This window comes from Hyphomicrobium sp., from assembly GCF_041674905.1.
Taxonomy (GTDB): Bacteria; Pseudomonadota; Alphaproteobacteria; order Rhizobiales; family Hyphomicrobiaceae; genus Hyphomicrobium_B.
Genome location: NZ_JBAYUV010000054.1, coordinates 1 through 18,783, shown reverse-complemented (window position 1 = coordinate 18,783; position 18,783 = coordinate 1). Strand labels below are relative to the sequence as shown.

Here is an 18,783-nt window from a genome sequence, read left to right as displayed (position 1 = left end):
CTTTCCCTTGGCCGGACAGATCGCGCCGAAGAGATAGGCGTTTGCATAGCGCTGATCGGCGGGCTGACGCGGACGCGTTCCACGCCGCGCCCATTGTCGCACGAGGCCGTTCTTCTGGCCGATGCGGGCTTCGTCCTGGAACCAGATCTCGACAGGCGTTCGTGGCGGCAGATCGGCCAGATGCGCCTTCAACGTCGCTTCGAAGTTTTTTTATAGGCCTCGACGATCTCGCCGTCCTGCGCAGGATGGCGCGGTCTTGCGCTGATGTGGGAGAAGCCGAGCTTCTTCAACAGCGTGCCCACATAGCGCTCGTGAAAATCGACGCCGAATTTCTCGGCGATGACGCGTTTGAGGTCTACGCGGCGCCAACGCACGACGCCATCTTTCTCGCGATCTGGTCCAGTCTCGACGATTTTGGCGAACTCGGCCAACTGCCCCGCCGACAGGCGTGGCTTCGGGCCGTCCGTCCAATGATCGAAGAGGCCTTCCGGGCCGGCGGCGTTGAAGCGATGCACCCAGTCGCGCAGCGTCTGCCTATCCATGCCGCCGATCTTCGCCGCTTCGCCCCGGTCCTTACCGTCGCGAACCGCCGCCAGCGACAGCAAGCGCCGGCTCTGATTGACGTCCTTAGCGCGCCGGGCCAAAGCCCGAAGCGCAGCCGCTGAAAAATCCTCTCGCAATTTCACCGCTGCAGGCATGGCGTCGACCCCGGCGCGAATCTCCTCGCGCCAAATGAGTCAGAAAATCCGCGCCAAGGGAATCCCCCGTGAGTCAGTCAGCGCAGCCGTTGGTATAAGTGCTTTTTTTTCCTCTTTTAATTTTCTGTTTTCATTCAACAATTTTGCGTTTTCTAATTTTAACTTCTCGATCTCATCAGGCTCTTTCGGGTCGGTCATGTTAATCTCCCTTTTTGCGCCAGCGCATGAATCGCCGCGCCTTCTGCTTAATCGTCTTCGGCTCAACGAGGCTGATTATACATTAATCGTTTGCCTTCCGCGCCTTTGAGCGCGCGAGCGGCGCGCTCTGCGTCTTCGACGCCAAGGCCAGTGCGGTTGTTGTAGCGGAAATCGAATTCGGCGAGATAGCGATGCAGATGCGCTTCGCTGACCGAATGATAGGTTCCGGTAATTCCGCGCTTGAGGATCGAAAAGAAGTTTTCCGCCGTGTTGCAATGGGCATAGCCGCCGAGGCGGGCATACTCATTGGCGCTGTGGTTCACGGTATGATGGTTGGCGAATTCTGCGCCAACCTTGGGATAGATCATGCTTTCGTCCGTCATCAACGAGCTAGCGCGGCTTGCATTGGTCACGATGATCGGGCGCACTGTCTTCGCGGTCACGTTGGCGACATGGAATGACTTGGCGCGGCCATCGCGTTCAATGAGGGTCACAACGGCTTTCTTGGGCGCAGGCTCTTTGAAGGCGCGGTTCTTGGCCTTGCCACCGACATAGCTTTCGTCGGCTTCGACAACCTTGTTCGCGCCGCCAAGCCCACCTGTCGCCTTGTGGCTGTCATCGGTCATGGCTTCACGGATACGATGCGCGAGAAACCAAGCGGTCCAGTAGGAGCCGATCCCGAGGTTCCGCATAAGCTGATGCGCCGAAATACCCTTCTTGCTGGATGTCATCAGATGGATAGCAAGCAACCACTTATGCAGCGGGACGTGCGAGCGCTCCATAACCGTGCCAGTGCGGCAGGAGAATTTGTCGCGGCAATCGTTGCACAGGAACATGCCGGCCTGCGTCTTGCCTTCCATGCGGCGGACTTTGACCGATCCGCAATGCGGGCAGGCCACGCCATTAGGCCAGCGCGAGGCTTCGATATGCTCGCGGGCGGCGTCTTCGTCATGGAAGCGAGGGGCGGAAAGATTGGTCATCGGTTCTAACTCCAATGACCAAGTTATCGTTTATGTGACTTGCTAAGTCAAGTGCATAATTGCCGCGTAGCTCAGTCGGTAGAGCAGCGGTTTTGTAAACCGCAGGCCGCAGGTTCAAATCCATGCCGCTGGCACCATTCACATTCAATCGACAGCAACGCTAGACGATCCGGCGTCGTCTAGTGGAAGGATAACGCGCTTTGAACGCGCAGACATTGGTTCGAATCCAGTCGCCGGAGCCAGTTTTGAAGTTTCGCGCTTCGGCGCACAGAGTTTCGAGCGCATGTAAGGTTGGTGCCCTGCGGCTAGCAAGGATATTTCTTTGCGAGGACCACTTAATAACCGAAGTCGTAATCGACAAAATCGTGTGCTCGAAAGCCATATCACCCCGCCCGGCCCGAAAGGTTGCCGGGCTTTTTCATGGGCGGTTTGAAAAACAATCAAAGGAATCAAAGTGGCTCAGCGCGGCGGGAAGCGCCCAAACGCGGGGCGCAAGAAAGGCGCGGCCAACAAGGCCAGTATAGCTCGGCAAAAGGCAGTTGCTGACAGTGGGCTAACCCCTTTGGATTATTTGCTTGGCGTTATGCGTCGCGAGGAAGAGACGGCAGAGCGCCGCATGGACGCTGCTAAGGCGGCGGCTCCCTACGTCCATCCTCGCCTTGCCGCGGTAGAGCATGCGGGCCCCAACGGTGGCCCAATCCAATTCTCCAAAATAGAGCGCGTCATAGTTGACCCCGCCGAAGATAATTAGGCGGAACGCATTTTATCGTCTAACTGCAGGCGCCTGTAATGCCTCGCTTCACGATGCTGAATGCCGAAATTCACGGCAATACAGCACCAATAGGTTGCAATGGCTGTTTTGCGCATTGAAACGCCGCGCGTTTTCGTCCCGCTCCTGAGTTCATCCCGCTACAAAGGAAGTCACGGGGGAAGAGGCTCAGGAAAGAGCCACTATTTCGCTGAGGCGCTGGTTGAGCGCTGCTTGATGCGTCCGACGCGCGCTGTATGCGTCCGTGAAATTCAGAAATCGCTTGAACAGTCGGTAAAACGGCTGATCGAAGACAAAATCAGTCGCCTTGGGGTTGGCGCCGCGTTCGGTGTTGAGCACGACCGGATCAAGACGCCTGGCGGCGGGATGATCATCTTCCAAGGCATGCAAAACCATACCGCGGAATCGATCAAGTCACTTGAGGGCTATGACGTCGCTTGGGTTGAGGAAGCGCAGTCGCTTTCGCAGCGCAGCCTCGATTTGCTCCGCCCGACGATCCGCAATGACGGTTCAGAGCTTTGGTTTTCGTGGAACCCGCGCTTCGCGACCGACCCCGTCGACAAGCTCTTGCGTGGTCCAGACCGGCCGCCAGGGACTATCGTCGTCGAAGCTAACTGGCGCGATAATCCTTGGTTCCCTCCTGTCCTAAAGGAAGAGAAGGATTGGGACCAGAAGCGCGATCCAGACAAATATGCGCATATTTGGCTCGGCGGCTACCAGAAGAATTCGCAAGCGCGAGTGTTCAAAAACTGGCGTGTTGGCGCTGCAGATGAATTCGACGCGCAACCGAAAGAGCGCTTTTACTTTGGGGCGGACTGGGGATTTTCTGTCGATCCAACCGTGCTCGTGCGCTGTTACACCAGGGAGCGGACGCTGTTCGTTGACGCCGAGGCTTACAAGGTCGGCTGCGAAATCGACGCGACGCCTGCTCTATTCGATACGGTTCCGCATTCGCGCAAATGGCCGATTCGCGCGGACAGCGCGCGGCCGGAGACGATTTCTTACATGAGCCGTCATGGGTTCAAAGTCACCAAAGCGCTGAAGGGCGCCGGATCAGTGGAAGACGGCGTCGAGTTTCTGAAAAGCTATGACATTGTCGTGCATCCATCTTGCCGGCATACGATTGATGAATTGAGCCTCTATTCCTACAAAATCGACAAACAGACGGAAGAGGTTTTGCCTGTGCTTGAGGACAAGTCTAATCACGTCGTCGACGCCCTTCGCTACGCGCTTGAGGGGGCGCGTCGGCACGGCGGCGTGGCCGCATTCGGCGTTTATGCAGGCGCCTGACCTTGATTGACCAAAAGAACACGCCAGAAACCAAATCGTCTGATTTCGAGGCGATGGGCGGCTATTGGCATATGGTCTCGGCGATGCTCGGCGGCGCGCCGGCGATGCGCAAGGCGGGGCAGAAATATCTACCGAAGTTCACGAACGAGACGCAGGCCGATTACGACGTTCGGCTGAAGAGCGCCAAGTTCACCAATATTTTCGTCGACATCGTTTCCACGATCGCCTCCAAGCCGTTCGGCAAGGAAGTCATGATCGAAACGAACAGCGCGCGGGTTGAGGCGCTGCTTGAGAATATCGACGGGCAAGGGTCTCATATCAGCATTTTTGCCGCGAATTCGTTCTATCACGGCGTTGGCTATTCGCTGGACTGGATCTTCGTCGACTTCACGAAAGGCGTCCCGGACGGGGCGACGGTGGCGCAAGAGCAGGCCATTGGCGCTAGGCCATACTGGGTCCATATCCCCGCTCAAGAAATGATCGCGGTCTATTCAGAGATGATCGGCGGCGTCGAGACGATCATTCATGCCCGCTTCGAGGAAGAGCATGTTGTCCGCGACGGCTGGGGAGAGACTGAGGTTGAGCGCGTTCGCGTTCTCAACCGGGAAGTTTCGACAGACGCTAACGGGGTAAGATCAGCCGGTCCGGCGACATGGGAGCTTTGGGAAGAGCGCAAGAACGCCGGCGGAATTGGAGAATGGTTCAAGATCGAGGAAGGCGCTATTTCCATCGGCGTCATTCCGATTGTGCCTTTCATCGCCGGGCGCCGTGAAGGATCGTCTTGGCGGGTGAAGCCGCCGCTGGAAGACGCCGCCTATCTTCAGGTTGAGCACTACCAGCAGGAAAGCGGGCTGAAATACGCCAAGGAACTTACGGCGTTCCCGATGCTTGCTGGCAATGGCGTCAATCCGCCGGAAGGCGCTGACGGCAAGCCATCTCCGGTTCCTGTCGGGCCGAAAACGGTTCTCTATGCGCCAATGAACGGCGACGGCGAGCACGGCGAATGGACTTTTATCGAGCCGAACGCCAACTCGCTGCGGTTCCTAGCCGAAGACATTAAGGCGACAGAGGCGGCGCTGCGCGAACTCGGACGGCAACCACTCACCGCGCAATCTGGGAACATCACCACAATCACAGCGGCATTTGCCGGCGATAAGGCACATTCCGTCATCGAAGCGCTGGCGCTGAACTTCAAAGACACGTTGGAAAACGCCTTGCGGCTCACAGCCCTTTGGCTTGGCGAGATAGACGAACCGGAAGTCACGATCGATACTGACTTCGCGCTGGCGCTGAAGGACAATGACGGCACGGCTGATTTGCTTGAGGCGCGCAAGAATGGCGATCTCTCCCAAGAGACGCTGTGGGACGAACTGAAGCGCCGCGGCAAGTTGTCAGACAATTTCGATCCTGAAATCGAACGGGCGCGGCTGCTTGAAGAAGCGCCGTCAGATCCGATGGAGGAAGAGACCGACGCCGCAATGATGGCACCGGCGGACGGTTCGGCCATTGGGCGGATGCCAATGGCGCAGGGTGCGGATGCACCGTAATCGGCCGGATGGCCAAGGAGATATTTATGCGTCTAAAAACGGTTGAACACGATGGCAAGACCTATGCCGAAGTAGCAGACGGCAAGCCGGTCTATGTCGCAGATGATGGAACCGAAACGGCCGTCGACCTCCCTGGAACGGCGGCGACAATTTCTCGTTTGAATGGTGAGGCCAAAGGCCATCGTGAGCGCGCGGAGGCAGCAGAGCGCACCCTGAAGACGTTCGAAGGTCTTGACGCCGCCAAGGCCCGCGACGCGCTGGAAAAGCTCTCCACGATCGATCAGAAGAAATTGATCGATGCTGGCGAAGTCGAAAAGGTGAAGGCGGAAATTCAGAAGGCTTTGGAGGTCAAGATCGCCGACGCTGAAAAGCGCGCGACTGATCTTGAAGGCCAGCTCTACAGCGAGAAAATCGGCGGCGCGTTCAAAAGTTCGGAGTTCATAAAAAATAAGATCGCCATCCCTTCTGAATTCGTTGAGTCCAGGTTCGGTAATAATTTCAAGATCGAAGACGGCAAAGTCGTCGCCTTCGATCAGAACGGCAACAAAATATATTCTGCCGCGAAGCCGGGCGAACTCGCCGATTTCGACGAAGCGCTTTCGATCCTCGTCAACGCCAACCCCCAAAGGGACAATATCCTGAAGGGGACCGGGAGCAATGGCACCGGTGCGAAGACGAGCAACGGCGGTGGCGGCAATAAGAACCTCTCCGGTCTCTCGCCAGTCGAGCGGATTAACGCCGCCCGAGGCGTAGCTCGTTAGGTAAGCTAAAATTCCTGCCGGTTCCTTGGATGAGGGGCGGTGACACGGGCCGGATAGCCCATCCAAACACGGCTCGCCCGTTGTCTCCAATTCTCATCAAAGGACCAAGTCATGGCTCTCACGCTTATCGAAGCGGCGAAGCTGGAAACGGGTGACGTTATCCGCTCCGCCATCATTGAACTCTACGCCGGTTCCTCCGACGTTCTCAGGGTTCTCCCGTTCGAAGACATCGCCGGCAACGCGCTGAAATACAATCGGGAGGGCAATCTCCCCGGCGTAGGCTTCCGCGGCGTCAACGAGGCTTACACGCCCTCAACCGGCGTGCTTAATCCGATGACCGAACCGCTTGTCATTGCCGGCGGCGATCTCGACGTCGATAACTTTATCATTCGGACCATGGGTGAGGGTATTCGCGCTCGCCATGAGGGAATGAAGGTGAGGGCGTTGGCGCTCGCTTGGACCCGAAAGTTTATCAAGGGTGATCAGGCAAGCGACCCCCGCGAGTTCGACGGTCTCCAAACCCGCATCGTCGGCAACCAGCTCATTGCAGCTGGCGCGACCGCCAACGGCACTCCGCTCTCGCTCGGCAAGCTGGACGAGGCGATTGATCAGACGCTCAACCCGACGCATCTGATCATGAACAAGTCCATGGCGCGCAAGCTGACCGTGGCTGCCCGTACCACTACGGTCGGCGGCAACATCAGTTGGGACAAGGACGAATTCGGTCGCAGGATCATGATGTATAATGATCTTCCGATCATCACCGTCGACCTCGACGGCGAGGGGACTGCGATCCTGCCGTTCACCGAGGCCGCAACCTCCGGCACCGCCACTGCCACGTCGATCTACGTCGTGAGCATGGGGGCCGATGGCGTCACCGGCATTCAGAACGGGGGCATGGACGTTCGCGACCTTGGTGAGCTTCAGACTGCTCCGGTTTGGCGCACCCGCGTTGAATGGTTCACCGGCATCGCAGCCTTTAACGGCCGCGCCGCTACCCGCCTCTGGTCGATTTCCGACGCCGCGGTCACCGCGTAACCGCTCGCGAAAGGAGCAATCGAAATGTCACAGTATTCCATGAAGACCTACGATCATGCCACGCTGCTAAAGGAGGCCGGTCTGGTCGCCGCTTCCGCGGCCGGCTCGATCATTCTCGATCTGGGCAACGGGTTTATGGAAGCCGATCTCATCATCGACATTTCCGCACTGGAAGTGGCGGGCGGCGACGAGATCTACACGATCAGCCTAGAGGGCTCCGCCGTCGCGGCGATGACCTCTGGCAGCGTCGAACTGGCCAAGGCCACCTTCGGCAACAACCCGGCGCCGGCCGATGCTGATACCGCTGTCGGTCGCCACATGGTGCCGATCACCAACGAGCTGAACGGGACGCTTTACCGCTACGTCCGGCTGTATACGACCGTCGCCGGCGTCATCGCCACCGGCATCAACTACTCCGCCTTCCTGGCGAAGAAGTAGGACATCGTAATGCAACGAGGGCGGGCCTCATCGGCTCGCCATTTTTTCTCGTCGAGGTGAAATCATGAAGACGATCTGGAACAAGCAGACTGGTGAGCCGCGCGAATACGAGAGCGTTGATGCGCGCGAAATCCTTGCCAATTCGCCGGAACTCTACACCGACAAGGACCCGTCAGGCGGGGCTGACAACAGCGCGGCTGTCGTCAATCATACCGTCGCAGAAATGGGCAAGCACGTCGCCAAGGGTCCGCGCGGTCTTTGGTTCGTCCATCTGAACGGCGAGCGCATCAGCTCCGGCTTCCAGACAGAGGAAGAGGCCGCGGCGGAAATGAACAAGGGCGAGGCCGAGCCAAGCGCATGACGCCACGCGCCGCTGACAAGGTCATCTGGTGCGATATGGGCTGGCAACCGGTTCACTTCGGGCTTTGTCCTAGCGAGGCGGCGTGGAAGCGCGAGATGAAGCGGCTTGGGCTACCCAACGAGCCATACCCGACGACGGACGGCCGCTGCGTGTTCTTGGATAACAAGAATGGCAAACTTTGCGCCATCGTCGTCATCAACCATCGCAAGGGTAGGACGGCGACTGAAGTCCTTGGATTGATCATCCACGAAGCTACCCACATCTGGCAGGCCATCCGAGAGGATATCGGAGAGACCGCCCCCGGGAAAGAGATGGAGGCATATGCAATGCAGGCCATTTCCCAAGGGCTTATCCAAGCCTATTGCGATACTGTGGGTATGCCTAAATGGCGTTGACTGTGGAAACTGGCGCAGGGCTATCGAACGCCGACGCGCTGATTTCGCTGGCGGGCGCGGACGCCTATCACCTCGCGCTCGAGCATTCGACGTGGACGGGCGCCGATGCGGACAAAGAGGCCGCGATCCGGCGCGCCACGTCCTATCTGTCGAACTCTGTGATCTGGTCTGGCGTCCGCACGCGCGCCCGCGATCAGGCGCTTGCCTGGCCACGCGCCGGCATGATCGACCGTGAGGGCTACGGCATTGGCTCTGACGAAATCCCTATCGAGATTGAGCGCGCCGCCGCTGAACTGGCGTTGCAGGAACTCGTCTCCCCCGGCAGCATGGCGGCGACCGTGACGGCGTCGGACGCGGTGAAGCGTGAGAAGATCGGCCAGATCGAAGTCGAGTATGCGAATGCAATGGCAACCGCTGCGGCCCATATCCCCGTGCTGACCATCGTCCGGGATTTGATCGCGCCGTTCATTTCGAGCAAGGCGGCGGCTTCCAATCTCGTTGGCGAGTCCTACCGCGCATGACTGCAGCTTTCAATTACGCACGCCCGCGCGCGACGGCTGAGCGTCTCATCAATCGCTATGGCCAAACGGCGACCCTGCGCCGAGCATCAACGGGCGGGACGCCGTTCGATCCAATCATCACGACGCAGGATTACGCTTGCACGCTCGCGGTCATGAATTACAGCGATGCGGCAATAGATGGAACCCGCATCCTCTCGACTGACAAGCTCGTCTATCTGTCGACCGCCGGTCTCACCGTCACGCCGAATGAAACCGATCTTCTCATCATCGGCGGCGAAGCTCATACGATTGTGAGCGTAAAACCTCTTTCCCCGGCCGGAACGGTCGTCATGTTCGAACTACAAGCGAGGGCTTGAAAATGGCTGTATCCGCGACTCTCAATGCTGGCGCCTCCGTATCGCAGACCAGGACTGCTGTCGCTGGCGTCGCCCCGTCTTGGTCAAAGGCGATCAATAAAACACTCTCATTCGCGAATGGGACCGGAGCCAACCAAGCTGATATCGTCTATCTCGCGGAGCGCACGGTGGCGAGCGCGACGAATGACGACATTGACCTTGCCGGCGTGCTGACCGACGCCTTTGGAGCCACTATTACCGCCGCGGAACTCGTTGCGCTCATCGTCGTCAACGAGCCTTTGAGTGGCGTCGCGAACACAACCAATCTGACGCTCGGCGGAGCTACGGCTTTTGTTCCCGGTTTCTCTGCGGCGCTATGGCCGATCAGCCCCGGCGGCGTCTTCGAAATAGCATCCCCCGGTGCGGCTGGTCTCGCGACGATCACGGCCACCACGGCGGATATTTTGCGCGTTTCGAATAGCTCCGGCGCTTCCGCGACCTATCAAATTTTGATCCTCGCCCGTTCGGCCTAGCGCTTCATTCTGACGCCGGGTCCGCCGTCGCGCGTATCCCCGGCGTCAAGAAAGACGACGCCAGCAGGCGGGAGGGAAAATGACTGGTATTTTCGAGCACTTCGAAGCCGCTTTGATAGCTAACCCAGAAGCAACGCGCAAAGAGGCGTTCGATGCATTTATTGATTCAGTTATGGGCGATACGGCGTGCGTCAAAGCTCTCGCAGCAGAATATTTTCGCAGCCGATATGAGAATGTAAGAGTCAGAAAAAGCGGCGACATCTACGGTGTGGAGTTTTTAACAGGAGCCGACAAGCGATCGAAAGAAAATGCGAAATTGCGTGAACGCATTAATATGTTCCGCAAAATTCATAAAGCTGCCTGACGGATTTTCGCTGGCATTGCCGCGCTTCGCCTCGCAACGCAACGCCCCGCAACGCATCGATCTTCCAGTTGAGGGGTCAATAATTGGCCAGAAACGTCGATATCGAGGCTCTCACAGAGGAATGGGAGCCTCGCCTTCGAAAGGCGTTTATCGATGCGGTGCGCGCCATCGCCGACAAGGCATCGATTGCCGCGATTGAGGCGCGGCTGAAGATCGGCGATGTTGATGGCGCGGTTCGCGCGCTCGGGCTGGACGTGAACGACTTCGCGGGTCTGCGCAACGCCATCGCGGATGCCTATGGCGCCGGCGGGTCGGCTGTCGCGGAAACCATCCCAGCGGCGCGTGACGGCGGCGGGGCGCTCATTCGCATCCTGTTCGATATCCGCTCGCCACGGGCCGAACAATGGCTTCAGGCGAAGTCGTCTGGTCTGATAACAGAGATTGTCGACGATCAGCGCGCCATGGTCCGGGCCAATCTGACGGCAAGCCTTCAGGAAGGCGTCAACCCGCGCACGGCGGCGCTTGATTTGGTCGGTAAGATCGATCCCAAGACCAAAAGCCGCGTCGGCGGGGTTGTCGGGCTCACCAGTCAGCAAGAGTCATGGCAGCGGCGCTATGCGGCCGAACTGGCGTCAACCGATCCCGGAGAGCTTCAGAAGGCGCTCGGGCGTGGGTTGCGTGACAAGCGCTTTGATGGCGCAGTCCGCAAGGCCGCCGCCTCGGGAGAACCGATCCCCGCTGCGACGCAGGCCAAGATGCTCGCCGCCTATCGGGCGCGCTCGCTCAAATACCGCGGCGACGTGATCGCGCGGACGGAAACGATCCGGGCGCTCGGCGCGGCCAAAGTCGAAGCTTACGACCAAGCGATCGAACGTGGCCAGGTGCAAGAGGACAGGCTGAAGAAATTTTGGGTCACGGCCGGCGATGAGCGCGTTCGCGACACGCATCGCCTCATCCCTGGCCTAAACAAGCAAGGCCGGCGCTGGCGCGAGCCGTTCGCCACGCCGACCGGGCCTTCCATGCACGCCCCGCATGATCGCGATATCCAATGCCGCTGTCGCGAGGAAGTGCGCATTTCGTATTCGCTGACCCTGCGCTGATGGCCAGTAGCTTTAGCGCCCAAGTCGACGCATGGACGCAGCAATCCAAAGAACGGCTTGAGGCGGTTTTCCATAAGGCCGCCGAGAAAGTGGCCGAAGAGGTTGTGGCTCGAAGTCCCATCCGAACGGGTTTTCTCAGACACTCGTTCACGGCGTCTGGTTCGCAAATGCCAATCATGCGCGCCAACGCGCGCCCGCAAGACGGGCAGAGCTATGCGTTCGATAGCGGGCCGGTGAATTTGGTCATTCTCGGCGTTCCGCTCGGCAGAACGGTGTTTCTAGGCTTCGCCGCCGGCTACGCGGGCTTCGTAGAATTTGGAGCTAGAGGTCGGCCGCCGGTAGGCATGGTCCGCCTGACGGCGCAGCGGTGGCCACAGATCGTCAACGAGGCGGTTTCTGAGGCAAAGGCGGCAGTGGCGGCGAACTCTCGCCGGTAGCCTTCTCGCTGGCCGACAATAACCCAAGCTGTAGCAGCAACAGCGCCTTCTCAGCCGCCCTCAGCGCTGTTTCGGCGTGAATAGTTTCCCCTTCACAATCAGCGATCTTCGCCCCGGCTTCACAGAGCACGGTGTGGGCTTCGTTGTCAGTTACGCGACGTCCTTTGGGCGGCATGGACAAGGTTTAGCATGAATGGCCGTAACGCCGGAAGCCGTCATCCCGGAACTGCTACTCGCCCATATGGCGGCGCTGGTCCTGGTCCCGGCTAGGCGCGTCGCATGGCCGAACATCTCCTTCACCCCGGTCACGGGCGAAACTTATCTCGACGTCTCGCATCTGCCGAATGCGACGACATCGCCATTCCTCGCCGCAGACGATGAGTCGATGTATCTCGGGCAGTTGCAGGTCACCATTGTCGCGCCGCTTGATAAAGGCATTATCCAGCCCAGCGAGATTGTCGGGGAAGTAGTCGCACATTTTTCCGTTGGCACGATCCTGCGCCCGGCAGATGGCTCCTTCGCGCTGAAGATTTACGACGTGCCCGGCGATAGTCCGGTAATCATTGATAAGCCGTCAATCCGCATTCCCGTCACTATCAAGTGGCGGGCTTTCATCTAAGGAAAGGAACAGACCATGGCGCGCCCCGACACTCTCAAGAACGGCAAACTTTACATTTGCGCAACCCCTCAGGATGGCGCGCTTGACGCAGCGGCATTCGCCTTGCTGACATGGGTCCAGATCAAGAAAGTCGGTTCCATCACTGGCTTGGGATCGAACACCAACATCATCAACTACAACACGCTCGATACGGACGTGATTGCCAAGGCCAAAGGCGTCACCGATGGCGGGAATTGGGAAGTCGAACTCGCCGTCGTCAACGATGACGCTGGCCAGATCGCGCTGCGCGCCGCTGCGCTGACCGATTACGAATATGCCTTCAAGTTCGAATATGACGACAAGACATCCGTCCAGACGACGAACAGCATCGTCTATAACAAGGGCGTCATCAACGGCCCGCGTCGGCCCGGCGGTCGCGGCGAGGATTTCATCCTTGAGCAATACACCGCCGCCATGAACCAGCGCGATGTGATCGTGCTCGCCGCGTAAAGAAGGAACCATTCATGGACCTGTCTAAGATCGTCTCCTACGAGACGACGTTTCCTCTCAAACTGCGCCATCCGAAGACCAGCGAGGAAATCGGCGTCACCTTTCATATTCGCTCGGAGTCGTCGGACATCGTCAAGCGTCTCGTGCGTCAACAGCTTGATGACAATGCCGCACGGGCTGCGCAGGGGGAAAAGCTCAGAGCTTCCGACTTCGAAAAGCAGGAGATCGCCCGCGCTGCGGCCTTCGTCGCATCGTGGGATTGGGGGACGAACCTCTACAAAGGCAAAGCCCCTGAGTTTACTCCGGCGATCGTCGAGAGCGTCTTGACCGAACAGGACTGGATCTTCGCTCAAACGGTCGCGGCGGCGAAGCGCATCGGAAATTTTACCAAGGAATAGCCGAAGACCTCATTCGGCTCATTCACGTCTACGTCCGTTATAATACGCCAGACAAAGGCGGCGAGACGCGAACGCAACGCAATGCGCGCTTTGGCTGCGCAGAGGAAACGCCGCAGCTCCCAACGCCGGAGCACGGCGGCTACATCCTGAAATGGTTTTGGGAGATTTCGGAAACCCGCTCCCATAATCAAGGATCGATCTGCCGGATTTCACCGCTGGAAATCATGGCGTGGCTGCAAACCTCGGGGACGATCATTCGTCGCGAGGAAATCAAAGTCTTGCAGATTGTCGACGCCGCTTATGTGGCGGCGGTGAATGACGAGATCGCAGATCAACTCAAGCGAGAAAAAGGAGACGATTGACCATGGTAGATATCGCATCCTTGGGTTTCGCGATTAACTCAGAACCGCTTGAACGCGGCGCGCTGGCGCTCGATAAGGTGTCGGTCGCGGCACACAAAGCAGAAAAATCTGCGACTGATCTGACTGGGGCGTTTTCCAAGACCGGGGCGAATGTCTCCGGCGCGGCGAGCGCGACGGAATCGGCCATGCGGCGGTTCACTGCCGCAACGAATGATAACGCCAAGGCGGTCGGCCTCGCCCGTCACGAGTGGGTCAACCTGTCCAGACAGTTCCAGGATGTTGGAACATCTCTCGCCAGCGGCTCATCTCCACTACAGGTGTTGGCGCAGCAAGGCGCGCAGATCGCTGACGTGTTTTCGTCGAGCCAAGGCGGCGCTGGCGCGGCGCTGAAGGATTTTGGCGGGGTAGCGCTGCGCCTGGCGCTCAACCCCGTCACACTGCTGACCGGCGCGCTCGGCGTCGCCGGCTATGCGGCATTTCAGTTTGCCGAACAGCAAAACGCTTTGGAGCGCGCAATCCAAGGCACAGGGCGCGCCGCCGGTGTCACGGCGGCGCAACTGCGCGAACTTGCCTCGGCGCGGTCCGGCGGGCTTAGCGTGGGCGAAGGGATCGGCCTAGCCGGCCAATTTGCGTCGTCTGGTATTGCCGGATCGAACATCAAGACGCTGTTTTCAGACGCGCTGCCATTTGCGCGCGCGTTCGGCCTAGATATGGAAAATGCCGGGGAGGAAATTTCCAAGATCGTTTCTGACTCCGGCCTCGGGGCGTTCGAAAAGCGTTTCGGTGCGGTATCATTTTCAACGAAAGAAATGATCCGCTCGCTTGAGGCGTCGGGGCGGCATATCGACGCCCAGACCGAAAAGACGAGGCTCTTTGACGAAGAGGTCAAGAAGGCCAAGGATACATCGTCCGAACTTGAGAAAATCTGGCGATCGATCCGCAATTGGGCGACAACGCCCATCGCTGGGCTAGGCCCGTCGCTTGGCCGCATGGCCGCTGGACCGACGCTGCAAGAACAGCTTGCTACTGCCAGGGGCGAATTCTTCAATCTTCGCGCCCAGCGCAACGGCGACGCTAGCTCTTTCCCGGGCGAGTCCGCCGCGGAGGCGCGCGTTCGCAATCTGGAGCGCCAGATACAGGCCGAACGCGAAAGAACCGCGCAGGCGGCGCGCGAGGCCGATCTAAACCGCCGCTCGCAAATCGCTGGGCCGATTATCGACCGTCTGGCGCCGGACTCGTCCCGTCTGCGCGGGCTCAAAGAGCAGCTTGACGCCGTCAAGCCGCTGACCGAGACGGCCGATGGCCTGGCGAAACTTGGCGACCGGGCCGGCGACGCGCGAACTGTGGTTGAGCAGCTTACCAGTCAGATTGCCAATTTCAAGACCTCCGCCGACGTCATGCGCCAGGACAACGCGCTCGCGGTTGCGGAGATTTCGGCGCGCACCTTTGCACAGCGCGAAGCCGTGGCCACTCAACGCGCATGGACAGAAGCTATCCGGTCGAACAAGACAGAACTAGAGGCGAGCATCGCTGTAGAAGGCGCGCGCGCGAAGCTAATTGCGGAGGGCAATCGAAGGGCGGAAGATCGGCTTCGTTCCGCACAAGACGAAGCCGGCATGGCCGGCAAGACGCCTCTAGAGCAGGCCCGCCAGCGCATATTGAATGATGTTCGCGACTTCCGCGAGCAAAACCTTCCGAACACTGCGACGCCGATGGCCGCGCAGTTCAATACGGCGGCAGACGCTGCGCATCGCGTTGCGAGCGCGTTCGATGGACTGGCGGACAAGATCGGCGGAACTGGCGGCAACGGCCTGCCATTCTTCGCGGGCGGCCGCTCGCCGAGCGGCGCTGACCCGCGCGGGATGTCTGACTTTATCCGCTCGGAAGCGGCGCGCATGGGTATCGATCCGAGCGTCGCGCTGCGTGTCGCGCGCAGCGAGGGACTTGGCTCCTTCACCGGCGACAAAGGATCGTCTTTCGGGGCCTTCCAACTGCACCGCGGCGGCATTGCGAAGGGCGGCAATGCGGTCGGCGGGATGGGCGATGACTTCGCCCGGCGGACCGGGCTAGATCCTTCCAATCCCGCCAATGAGCGCGCCACGATCAGCTTCGCGCTTGAGCAGGCGAAGCGTATGGGCTGGGGGCCGTTCCATGGCGCGGCGCGCGCCGGTATCGGCCGCTTTGAAGGGATCGGCGGCATAAACGACAACGCCGCTTCTGGGTCGCGCGTCGGCGCACTGTCCGCGCAAGAGCAGTCGCTGCGCCTCGCCTCGGCTGAGCGCCAATTCCGCATCCAACCACAGGAAGACATCGCCAAGCAGATCGAAGCGTCGGAAAAGGCGCTCCAATCCCGCATTTCGACGCTCGGCCAAGATCAGCGCGCCATTGATGAGTCGACCAAGCGCCAAGAGCTGATGAATGACGCCATTCGGCAGACAAAAACCATCCTGCCGGAGCAGCAAGCATGGATCGACCGTAACGCCAAGGCATGGGCCGATTACCAAGCGCACGCCCGCGACGCTGATGACGCCCAACGTCGCCTGACCGAGAACTTAGACCTCGTGCGCGGCTCCGCACGCGAAGCGCTTAGTGGCATTGCCAGCGCCATGCTGCATGGGGCCAGCGCTGCGGACGCGCTCAACAGCGCATTGGAGCGGATTGCCGATCGGCTCGTATCGCTTGCGGCCGACCGCGCGATTGAGGGGATATTCGGAAAAACCGGATCGGCGAACGGCGGGGCGATTGGGAGTATTATCTCCGGCCTGTTCCCTTCCCTTGACGTCGGCGGCGTCGTCGGCGCGCCCGGCGGGAAGCGCGTTAACATGCCGATGTCGGCATTCATCGGCGCGCCGCATTTTGCCAGTGGCGGCGCCGTTCCGGTGATCGCCCATGCAGGCGAGGTCATCCTGAATGCGGCGCAGCAGCGCAGCGTGGCGGCGGCGCTCACGGCCGCGCGCGGGTCCAGCAATGATAATCGCGGAACCGGCTCGATGGCAGCCGCCCCTGTCACCGTCAATCTGATCGGCGCGCCGCAGGGCACGAAGGTCCAAGAAACGCGCGACTCCAGCGGCGGGCGCCGGATCGACGTCGTCATGGATGAGCGGATCGCCGCTGCGATCGGCTCGCCACAAGGGCAAGAGGCTCTACAGGCGGCGAACGGCATGAGCCGCAAGGTGGCGCGGCGCTAATGGCGGTTCCTAGTTGGCCGACGGACCTCCCGCAACGCGTGTTGCGAGACGGCTATTCCGAAAAGCTGCGCGACGGCCGCCTATTCTCACGCACGCAATCCGGTCCCGGCAAGGTGCGCCGCCGCTATTCGTCGGCCGTGCTGCCGGTGGCTGCATCCACCATCGTCACTTATGCGCAGAAAGCGCGTTTCGAGCGGTTCTGGATCGAGGAAACGGTTTACGGGTCGCTTCCGTTCATTATGCCGGACCAGACGCATGACGGGATTCCGCTGCTTGATGGCGGCGGTCTTCCTGTTCTGGATGGCGGCGGTTTGCCAGTCTTGGTGACGGCCAACTGGCTTGTTCGCTTTGCACAGGAAGCGCCGCAGTTCACGCCCTGGGGCCTGCAGTTCATGGCCTCCTTCCAACTCGAAGTGCTGCCGTAGTGGCCGTTATCCCGCTCACAGTCCGCTCGGTGATGTATGCCGAGCACAGCGAGGAAATCGAAGTCGCGCTTGTCACGATCACGCACGCCGATCTTGCCGCGCCGGTCCGGGTTTCGAGCGACACAGGATCATCGCCTTTGAGTATAGAGCCGCTGCGTTTTGGAACCATTTCGCGCGGCAATGAATACGACTTCGTGCTGATGTCGGCGATCGTTCCGGACGACCGCAAAGGGACGCCGCCGCGCGTCGCGCTGGTGTTCGAAAATATCGAGTCCAACTTTATCGAAACGGCGCAGTCGTTCGTTTCCCCAGCGACAGCGTCGATCGAACTAGTTCTGGCTTCGGCTCCTGACACGGTGATCCAGGCATATCGCGGATTGCGCATTGTGCGCTGCTCGTTCGACGACACCTCGGCGACGTTCGACCTGTCGCGCGAGCCCTTCGTGTCGGAGCCGTTTGGGGCGCGGCAGACGAAGAATTTCTTTCCTGGCTTGCATGGTATCCCTAGCGCATGAGTGAAGAACTCATCTCTCGCATGCAAGTGGCGATCTCCGGTCTTCCAACCGATAAGCTCGCGAGCTTTCATGCGCGGTTCATTGCCTATCTTGAGGCGGGCCTTTGCGATGATCTTCGCGTGCTCGGGGATGTTGAATTCGGCGACTGCGATGCGCGGGCGCTGCAGGTTATTTGGCGCGAGCGGCGCCCCTGATGCACTGGTCAGCGTCCTATATTGGCCTGCCGTTTCTCCCCGGCGGGCGAACGCGCGAAGGGCTCGATTGTTGGGGCATATGCAGCTTGGTTTATGCCGAAGTCGCGGGCGTCCCGCTTGATCCGCTCAACGGGCTCTACGTCACCGCCGAGGAACGCGAGGATATCGCCCGCCTTGTTGATGGCCAATGCGCACACGGTCCGTGGGTCAAAGTCGAACCCGGCGATGAGCGCGAACTCGATATCCTGCTGTTTCGCTGTTTCGGGCTGCAAAGCCATGTCGGGGTTGTCGTCGAGAACGGCCTGATGCTGCACGCGACATCTGGTAAGGACAGCTCAATCGAGCGTTACGCAGACGGCCGATGGTTGCCGAGGCTCATGAGCGCATGGCGTCACAAGGAATTGGCGTGATTAGTCCTTGCAGCAATACCGACCGATCAAAACTACATCGATGGAGTTTTCGGTTCGTTTCTGCCCGTCAAAAAGCTCGTTGTGAGGCCCGAAAAACCAATCTTCATCCGGATTCGCATTGACCTCTGCGGTGCGGATTTCTGGAACGTCGCAGTCGTGCAGCCCACTTTCGTATCCCTGAACCATCACACGCATGTTCGGGTCGAGTTTGGATAGCTCCGCGATCAACTCGGCAACGGTTTTTGGCTTTTCCCTGGAAAAGGTTTCCTTGCTCATGGCGACCTCTTGGTAACGATCTGACGTGTCGCAACTCATAGCGCAAAACAGCGGCGCGCGCATCATCGCGCAGCCCTATCTCGACGGCGGCCGGCGTCTCGACGCCGTGGCGCCGGCGGGATCGACGATCTTCGAAATTGTG

25 protein-coding genes, 2 tRNA genes and 1 pseudogene are annotated in these 18,783 nt (G+C 59.7%); 24 read left to right on the top strand and 4 right to left on the bottom strand.

What is annotated here, in order from left to right; translation table 11 throughout:
* From WC026_RS16250 to WC026_RS16240, 3 genes and pseudogenes are all read right to left on the bottom strand, one after another.
* Positions 1–698, bottom strand: a pseudogene (locus WC026_RS16250) (IS630 family transposase); the annotation flags it as partial.
* A gap of 39 nt (positions 699–737) precedes the next feature.
* Positions 738–896: a hypothetical protein gene (locus tag WC026_RS16245; protein ID WP_372712051.1), complete on the bottom strand. Its 159-nt coding sequence runs from the start codon at positions 894–896 to the stop codon at positions 738–740.
* Positions 897–958: 62 nt separating this feature from the next.
* On the bottom strand, positions 959–1,876 hold the full coding sequence (locus tag WC026_RS16240; RefSeq protein WP_372712050.1) for an IS1595 family transposase: 918 nt from the start codon (positions 1,874–1,876) through the stop codon (positions 959–961).
* A 61-nt stretch (positions 1,877–1,937) separates the two neighbouring features.
* Here WC026_RS16240 and WC026_RS16235 point away from each other — a divergent pair.
* From WC026_RS16235 to WC026_RS16120, 24 genes are all read left to right on the top strand, one after another.
* A tRNA-Thr gene (locus WC026_RS16235) sits at positions 1,938–2,013 on the top strand.
* A gap of 31 nt (positions 2,014–2,044) precedes the next feature.
* Positions 2,045–2,118: transfer RNA gene (locus WC026_RS16230), tRNA-Gln, on the top strand.
* Between the two features lie 608 nt (positions 2,119–2,726).
* Complete coding sequence (locus WC026_RS16225; RefSeq protein ID WP_372712049.1) at positions 2,727–3,935, top strand: PBSX family phage terminase large subunit; 1,209 nt, start codon at positions 2,727–2,729, stop codon at positions 3,933–3,935.
* 2 nt (positions 3,936–3,937) lie between these two features.
* Positions 3,938–5,482 carry a DUF4055 domain-containing protein gene (locus tag WC026_RS16220; protein WP_372712048.1) on the top strand — a complete coding sequence of 515 codons (1,545 nt, stop codon included), beginning with the start codon at positions 3,938–3,940 and terminating at the stop codon, positions 5,480–5,482.
* A 26-nt stretch (positions 5,483–5,508) separates the two neighbouring features.
* A complete protein-coding gene (locus WC026_RS16215; RefSeq protein ID WP_372712047.1) occupies positions 5,509–6,243 on the top strand; it encodes a DUF6651 domain-containing protein in 735 nt (244 codons plus the stop codon).
* A gap of 111 nt (positions 6,244–6,354) precedes the next feature.
* On the top strand, positions 6,355–7,281 hold the full coding sequence (locus WC026_RS16210) for a major capsid protein (RefSeq protein ID WP_372712046.1): 927 nt from the start codon (positions 6,355–6,357) through the stop codon (positions 7,279–7,281).
* 24 nt (positions 7,282–7,305) lie between these two features.
* Positions 7,306–7,719 (top strand): hypothetical protein, encoded by a 414-nt coding sequence (locus WC026_RS16205; RefSeq protein ID WP_372712045.1) that lies wholly within the window; start codon positions 7,306–7,308, stop codon positions 7,717–7,719.
* 64 nt (positions 7,720–7,783) lie between these two features.
* Complete coding sequence (locus tag WC026_RS16200) at positions 7,784–8,080, top strand: hypothetical protein (protein WP_372712044.1); 297 nt, start codon at positions 7,784–7,786, stop codon at positions 8,078–8,080.
* On the top strand, positions 8,077–8,475 hold the full coding sequence (locus tag WC026_RS16195; protein WP_372712043.1) for a hypothetical protein: 399 nt from the start codon (positions 8,077–8,079) through the stop codon (positions 8,473–8,475). The genes WC026_RS16200 and WC026_RS16195 overlap by 4 nt, the downstream gene beginning before the upstream one ends.
* Complete coding sequence (locus tag WC026_RS16190) at positions 8,466–8,996, top strand: DnaT-like ssDNA-binding protein (protein ID WP_372712042.1); 531 nt, start codon at positions 8,466–8,468, stop codon at positions 8,994–8,996. The genes WC026_RS16195 and WC026_RS16190 overlap by 10 nt, the downstream gene beginning before the upstream one ends.
* On the top strand, positions 8,993–9,352 hold the full coding sequence (locus tag WC026_RS16185; RefSeq protein ID WP_372712041.1) for a hypothetical protein: 360 nt from the start codon (positions 8,993–8,995) through the stop codon (positions 9,350–9,352). The genes WC026_RS16190 and WC026_RS16185 overlap by 4 nt, the downstream gene beginning before the upstream one ends.
* 2 nt (positions 9,353–9,354) lie before the next feature.
* Positions 9,355–9,864, top strand: coding sequence for a hypothetical protein (locus WC026_RS16180; protein ID WP_372712040.1), 510 nt, complete (start codon positions 9,355–9,357; stop codon positions 9,862–9,864).
* Positions 9,865–9,943: 79 nt separating this feature from the next.
* Entirely contained in the window at positions 9,944–10,228 is a 285-nt protein-coding gene (locus tag WC026_RS16175) for a hypothetical protein (RefSeq protein WP_372712039.1), read from the top strand.
* Between the two features lie 83 nt (positions 10,229–10,311).
* Positions 10,312–11,328 (top strand): phage minor head protein, encoded by a 1,017-nt coding sequence (locus WC026_RS16170; protein ID WP_372712038.1) that lies wholly within the window; start codon positions 10,312–10,314, stop codon positions 11,326–11,328.
* Positions 11,277–11,765 (top strand): HK97 gp10 family phage protein, encoded by a 489-nt coding sequence (locus WC026_RS16165; RefSeq protein ID WP_372712037.1) that lies wholly within the window; start codon positions 11,277–11,279, stop codon positions 11,763–11,765. The genes WC026_RS16170 and WC026_RS16165 overlap by 52 nt, the downstream gene beginning before the upstream one ends.
* Positions 11,766–11,958: 193 nt before the next feature.
* The gene (locus tag WC026_RS16160) at positions 11,959–12,384 is read left to right on the top strand and encodes a phage tail terminator-like protein (protein WP_372712036.1); all 426 of its coding nucleotides are present in this window, start codon (positions 11,959–11,961) and stop codon (positions 12,382–12,384) included.
* A gap of 15 nt (positions 12,385–12,399) precedes the next feature.
* Positions 12,400–12,873, top strand: a complete 474-nt coding sequence (locus WC026_RS16155; RefSeq protein ID WP_372712035.1) for a hypothetical protein — start codon at positions 12,400–12,402, stop codon at positions 12,871–12,873.
* 14 nt (positions 12,874–12,887) lie between these two features.
* Positions 12,888–13,271, top strand: coding sequence for a hypothetical protein (locus tag WC026_RS16150; RefSeq protein ID WP_372712034.1), 384 nt, complete (start codon positions 12,888–12,890; stop codon positions 13,269–13,271).
* A gap of 224 nt (positions 13,272–13,495) precedes the next feature.
* Complete coding sequence (locus WC026_RS16145; RefSeq protein ID WP_372712033.1) at positions 13,496–13,633, top strand: hypothetical protein; 138 nt, start codon at positions 13,496–13,498, stop codon at positions 13,631–13,633.
* Between the two features lie 2 nt (positions 13,634–13,635).
* Positions 13,636–16,821: a phage tail length tape measure family protein gene (locus tag WC026_RS16140; protein WP_372712032.1), complete on the top strand. Its 3,186-nt coding sequence runs from the start codon at positions 13,636–13,638 to the stop codon at positions 16,819–16,821.
* Positions 16,821–17,246 (top strand): hypothetical protein, encoded by a 426-nt coding sequence (locus WC026_RS16135; RefSeq protein ID WP_372712031.1) that lies wholly within the window; start codon positions 16,821–16,823, stop codon positions 17,244–17,246. The genes WC026_RS16140 and WC026_RS16135 overlap by 1 nt, the downstream gene beginning before the upstream one ends.
* A complete protein-coding gene (locus WC026_RS16130) occupies positions 17,246–17,761 on the top strand; it encodes a hypothetical protein (protein WP_372712030.1) in 516 nt (171 codons plus the stop codon). Before WC026_RS16135 ends, WC026_RS16130 begins: the two co-directional genes overlap by 1 nt.
* A complete protein-coding gene (locus WC026_RS16125; protein ID WP_372712029.1) occupies positions 17,758–17,955 on the top strand; it encodes a hypothetical protein in 198 nt (65 codons plus the stop codon). The genes WC026_RS16130 and WC026_RS16125 overlap by 4 nt, the downstream gene beginning before the upstream one ends.
* Positions 17,955–18,365, top strand: a complete 411-nt coding sequence (locus WC026_RS16120; protein WP_372712028.1) for a C40 family peptidase — start codon at positions 17,955–17,957, stop codon at positions 18,363–18,365. The genes WC026_RS16125 and WC026_RS16120 overlap by 1 nt, the downstream gene beginning before the upstream one ends.
* Here WC026_RS16120 and WC026_RS16115 read toward each other — a convergent pair whose 3' ends face one another.
* Complete coding sequence (locus WC026_RS16115; protein ID WP_372712027.1) at positions 18,366–18,641, bottom strand: hypothetical protein; 276 nt, start codon at positions 18,639–18,641, stop codon at positions 18,366–18,368.
* Positions 18,642–18,783 lie beyond the last annotated feature (142 nt).